The following is a 5,061-nucleotide window of genomic DNA, read 5'->3' on the forward strand; positions in this document are numbered from 1 at the left end:
GGCTTGGTCAGCGTGCTGGTCGTTTTGGCGCTGATGTACATCCTCTTCAAGATTCCGTTCTGGATCCTGAGTTCGGTGCGGGTGGGCCACGGCCGTTCGTTCGTCGGCCGGATCGTGCGGGCCGCCGTGATGTACCGGGCCGTGGGGCTGCTGCGCGGCAGCCCCGGGCGAGCCGGCGCCGGCCGTGCGGCGCGGGGCGGCACGCGCCCCAGCGCCCTGCCCCCGGCATCCCCGGGCGCCCCGGGTCTGCGCCCGGTGGGCACGCGCCGCCGGCAGGCAGCAGGCGGTCCCCGGCGGGTGGCAGGGAGCATGTCACCGGGTCCGCTCCGGCCGCCCGGCCCGCCCCTGTTCCTGGCCCCGCATCCAGCCAGTTCGCCCGGCGGCCCCGCCGCGCCCGCCGCCGCACGCGCTCCCGGCCCGCCGCCGATGCCGCAGTTCCAGGCACCGGGCCAGCCGCCGTCCGCCGCCCCGGCTCCCCCGCACGGCCCCCGTCCCGCCCGCGCACCGGGCCCTGCCCCGTTCCGGCCGCCCGCCGTGCCTGCCGCCCCGCACGGCCCTTCTGCTCCGCGCCGGGGCTTTCTCCCCGCGTCCCCTGCCCCGGCGCGGGCCCGCTTCCAGCCGCCCGTCGCGTCTTCGCCCCTCCCGCCGCGGCGCGCTGCGGGGGCAGCGCCCCCCGCGCCGCTCTTCCGCGAGCCGGTGCGCCCGGTCCCGGTGCGGCCGCAGCTGCCGCGGCAGTTCGCGCCGCCGCCCCCGTTCTTCACCCCGCCGCCACGACCCGACCGCCCCTGAGAGGGGAATGAGATGACGCAGCCGGTACGGATACCCGCCGACGTCGATCGCGAGGACGCGGTGCTGGCCGGCCTCAACGCCCGCCAGCTTTTGATCCTCGCCGTCACCGGCATGCTGCTCTACGGCGCCTGGACAACCCTGCAGACCGCCGTGCCCGTGTGGGTCTTTGTGCCGCTGTCCCTGCCCCTGGCGGGCTGCGCCGTGCTGCTGGCGCTCGGCAGCCGTGACGGGATCTCGCTGGATCGCCTCGCGCTGGCCGCCGTGCGCCAGCGCCTGGCGCCGCGGCACTACCTCCAGGCGCCCGAGGGCATCGCCCCGCCGCCCGCCTGGCTGGCCGCGCGCGCCGTCGGCGCACAGCGGGGCGAGGAGGGCCCGTCCCTGGCCGCGACCGCGTTGCCGCTGCCCGCCCGCGGCGTTGCCGAGAGCGGCCTGGTGGACCTCGGGGCGGACGGGGTGGCGGCCGTCGCGATCTGCGGCACCGTCAACTTCGCCCTGCGCACCCCGGCCGAGCAGGAGTCGCTGGTCACCGCCTTCGGACGCTACCTGCACTCGCTGACGGCGCCGGTGCAGATCCTCATCCGCACCGAACGCCTGGATCTATCCGCGCAGATCGGCGAGTTGCGTGAGTACGCGGCCGCCCTGCCCCATCCCGCGCTGGAGACGGCGGCGCTCGAGCACGCCGACTACGTCCAGCAGCTGGGGCGCGAGGCGAACCTGCTGCGCCGCCAGGTGCTGCTGGTGCTGCGCGAGCCCTGGGGCCACCGCCCGGCCACCGCCGCGGAGCGTGAGGGGATCGCGCCCTTCGCCGCCCGCGGCCGCAAGCAGGACAACATGATCGTGCCCGGGCAGGATCGTGCGACGCGGCGGGCGGCCGGGACCCGGCTGATGCGGCGCCTGGAGGAGGCATCCGAACTGCTCACGCCGATGGGCCTGACGGTGGCGGCGCTGGATTGCGCGCAGGCCGCCGCCGTGATGGCGGCGGCCTGCAACCCCGACAGTCTCCTTGCCCCCTCCCCCTGGCTGGCCGCAGCCGACGCCGTCATCACGACCGGGCAATCACCGGACAGCCAGGGGGACGGGCAGGGGCAGGAGGAGGAGCGATGAAGCCGCGTCACGCCCGGCACAGCAGCGCGCCCGGGACCCTCCGCCGGCGCCTCGCGCACGCCACCGCACACACCCCCAAGAGCGCACCTGCCCCGGCCGGGGACGGCGCGTTCGCGCCCGATTCGCTGCGCGTCGCGCCCCGCCATCTGGAGGTGGGGGCCGAGTGGGTGGCCTCCTTCGCGGTGACCGGCTACCCCCGCGAGGTGCATCCGGGCTGGCTGCAGCCGCTGCTGACCCATCCGGGGCGGGTGGACGTCGCCTTGCACATCGAGCCGATCGACCCGGTGACCGCCGCCGGCCGGCTCAAGCGGCAGCTGGCCCGCCTCGAATCCGGCCGCCGCTACAGCCAGGACAAGGGCCGCCTGCTGGACCCGCAGGTGGAGGCGGCGACCGAGGACGCCTACGACCTCTCCGCGCGCGTGGCCCGGGGCGAGGGCAAGCTCTACCGGCTGGGCCTGTATCTGACCGTGCACGCCGCAGGCCGCGAGGAGTTGGCCGACGAAGTGGCCGCCGTGCGCTCGCTGGCCGCCAGCCTGCTGCTGGACGCCAAGCCCACCACGTATCGCAGCCTGCAGGGCTGGGTGACCTGCCTGCCGATGGGACTGGACCCGGTCAGGATGCGCCGCACCTTCGACACCGGCGCGCTGGCCGCAGCCTTCCCCTTCACCAGCCCCGATCTGCCCTGCGCCGATCCGACGTCGCTATCCGCTCCCGGCGGGGTCCTCTACGGCTACAACATCGGCAGCCAGGGCCTGGTGCACTGGGACCGCTTCGCCCTGGACAACCACAACTCCGTCGTCCTGGGCCGCTCCGGGGCGGGCAAGTCCTACCTGGTCAAGCTGGAGTTGCTGCGCTCGCTGTACCGGGGCATCGAGGTGCACGTCATCGATCCCGAGGACGAGTACGCGCGCCTGGCCGGCGCGGTCGGGGGCACCCATGTGCCGCTGGGCGCCCAACGGGTGCAGCTCAACCCCTTCGACCTGCCGCTGCATACCCGCCCCGACGGGCGGCGCAGCGCCCCCAAAGATGCGCTGGTGCGCCGTTGCCTGTTCCTGCACACCGTCATCGGCGTCCTGCTGGGAGCACCCCTGCAAGCCACACAGCGGGCGGTCCTGGACACGGCCCTGGTGGGCACCTACCAGCGGGCGGGGATCACGGCCGATCCGCGCAGCTGGACCCGCCCGCCGCCGCTGCTGCGGGACCTGGCCGACGAGCTGCACCAATCGGACCAGGCGGCCGCGGCGGAGCTGGCGGCCCGGCTGCACCCCTACACCGCCGGCGCCTTCTCCCAGCTGTTCGCCCGGGCGACCACCCGCCGCCCCGAGGGGCATCTGGTCGTCTTCTCGCTGCGCGACCTGCCCGAGGAGCTCAAGGCCATCGGCACCCTGCTGACGCTGGATGCCATCTGGCGCCATGTGTGCGATCCGGCGCTGCGCACGCCGCGGCTGGTCGTCGTGGACGAGGCCTGGCTGCTGATGCGCGAGCCGGCGGGCGCCGACTTCCTCTTCCGGATGGCCAAGGCCAGCCGCAAGCACTGGGCCGGTCTGACGGTGGCCACCCAGGACACCGCCGATGTGCTCGGCACGGACCTGGGCCGGGCGGTGGTGGCCAATGCCGCCACCCAGATCCTGCTGCGCCAGGCACCCCAGGCCATCGACGAGATCACCCGCAGCTTCCATCTCTCGGCCGGCGAACGGCAGTTCCTGCTCACCGCCGAGCGCGGGCAGGGGCTGCTGGCCGCCGGCAGCCAGCGGGTGGCCTTCCACGGCGTGGCCTCGCCCACCGAGCACCACCTGGTGACCAGCGACCCGGCCGAGCTCGCCGCCTACGCCGCAGACCACGCCGCCGGGCCCCACACGGCGCTGGGCCCCGACCTGGCCGGCCCGGCCGGCGAGGACGCCGCGCCGGCCGACCTCGAGGTCGATGCCTACGGCCAGGTCTGCCTGGATCCCGCATAACCCCTCACCTGCGAAAGGCGGCCCGGTGATGTTCTTTTCGCCCCGACCCGGCCCCGGCCCCGGCCCCGTTCTTGGTGCCTTCCCGTCGGCGCAGCCCTCCCCCGTGGAGCGGTTCCTGCGTGATCCCTACGGCGCTGCCGGGACGGCGTGGGGTGAGCTGGCAGGGCTTGTGAGCCGGTGGGGGCTGCCCGCGCTGTGCGCCGCCGTGTGCGGGGCCGGCCTGCTGGCCGGCGCCCGCCGGGGGTGGCGCCGGCATTGCCACCGGATGCTGCTGGCGGACGCGCGCCTCATCCAGGTGCTGCCGCCGCCGCGGGTGGATCCCGCGGGCGCCGCGGCCCTGTGGGCCAACCTGGTCGGCCTGCTGCGGCCGGCCTGGCGCCGCCTGCTGACCGGGCAGCCGCATCTGGCCTGGGAGTACGTCCTTGACCGCGACAGCCTCCGCATCCAGCTGTGGGTGCCGGGCACCCTCCCGCCGGGCCTGGTGGAGCGGGCCATCGAGTCGGCCTGGCCCGGCGCCCGCACAGACAGCCGCCCCTGCACACCCCACCCCACCGCGGGGGTCTGGGCGGCCACCGGGGAACTGCGCCTGGCCCGCGGCGAGGCGCTGCCGCTGCGCACCGATTTCCCCCTCGATCCGCTGCGGGCGCTGCTGGGCGCCCCGGCGGGACTGGACGCCGGCGAGCGGGCGGTGGTGCAGGTGCTGGCCAGGCCGGTGACCGGACGCCGCGTGCAGCGCGCCCGGCGCCAGGCCCGGCACGGCCGCCCCGCACCCCCGCCGGCGCCGCGGGCCGGACGGCTGCTGGACCTGCTCACCCCGGGCCGCGGCAACCACCCCGGCCGCACCCGTACGCCCGCAGCCCTGAGCCGCCACGCCACCTTGGAGACCTCCGCCGCGGATCGGGCGATGGTGGCCAAGCAGCGCGGGCCGCAGTACGAAACACGCATCCGCTACGCCGTGAGCCTGCCCGCGGCCACCAGCGCGGGCCGAAAAAACAGCGGAGCGGCCCGCGAGATACTGCGCGGGCGCGCCCACGCCATCGCCGGCGCCTTCGCCTCCTACACCGAGCACAACTACTACCGCCGCACCCGGCCCCGGCACCTGCTGGCCCACTTCGCCCAACGGCGCCTGGAGCGGGGGGATCTGCTGTCGGTGGCGGAACTGGCGGCCGTGGCGCATCTTCCCTGGGATCACGCCGTGCCCGGCCTGCAG

At 75.9% G+C, this 5,061-nt stretch carries 2 protein-coding genes and 2 pseudogenes; all 4 read left to right on the forward strand.

The features are described from left to right. Positions 1 to 789 (forward strand): annotated as a pseudogene (locus ACQKIP_RS39280) (hypothetical protein); the annotation flags it as partial. 12 nt (positions 790 to 801) lie between these two features. Continuing rightward, positions 802 to 1,893, forward strand: a complete 1,092-nt coding sequence (locus ACQKIP_RS39285) for a PrgI family protein (protein WP_365863661.1) — start codon at positions 802 to 804, stop codon at positions 1,891 to 1,893. Continuing rightward, positions 1,890 to 3,851: a VirB4 family type IV secretion system protein gene (locus ACQKIP_RS39290; RefSeq protein ID WP_365863663.1), complete on the forward strand. Its 1,962-nt coding sequence runs from the start codon at positions 1,890 to 1,892 to the stop codon at positions 3,849 to 3,851. The genes ACQKIP_RS39285 and ACQKIP_RS39290 overlap by 4 nt, the downstream gene beginning before the upstream one ends. A gap of 28 nt (positions 3,852 to 3,879) precedes the next feature. Beyond that, a pseudogene (locus ACQKIP_RS39295) lies at positions 3,880 to 5,061 on the forward strand (type VI secretion protein); the annotation flags it as partial.

This window comes from Streptomyces sp. NPDC059900 (assembly GCF_050270335.1).
GTDB lineage: Bacteria > Actinomycetota > Actinomycetes > Streptomycetales > Streptomycetaceae > Streptomyces.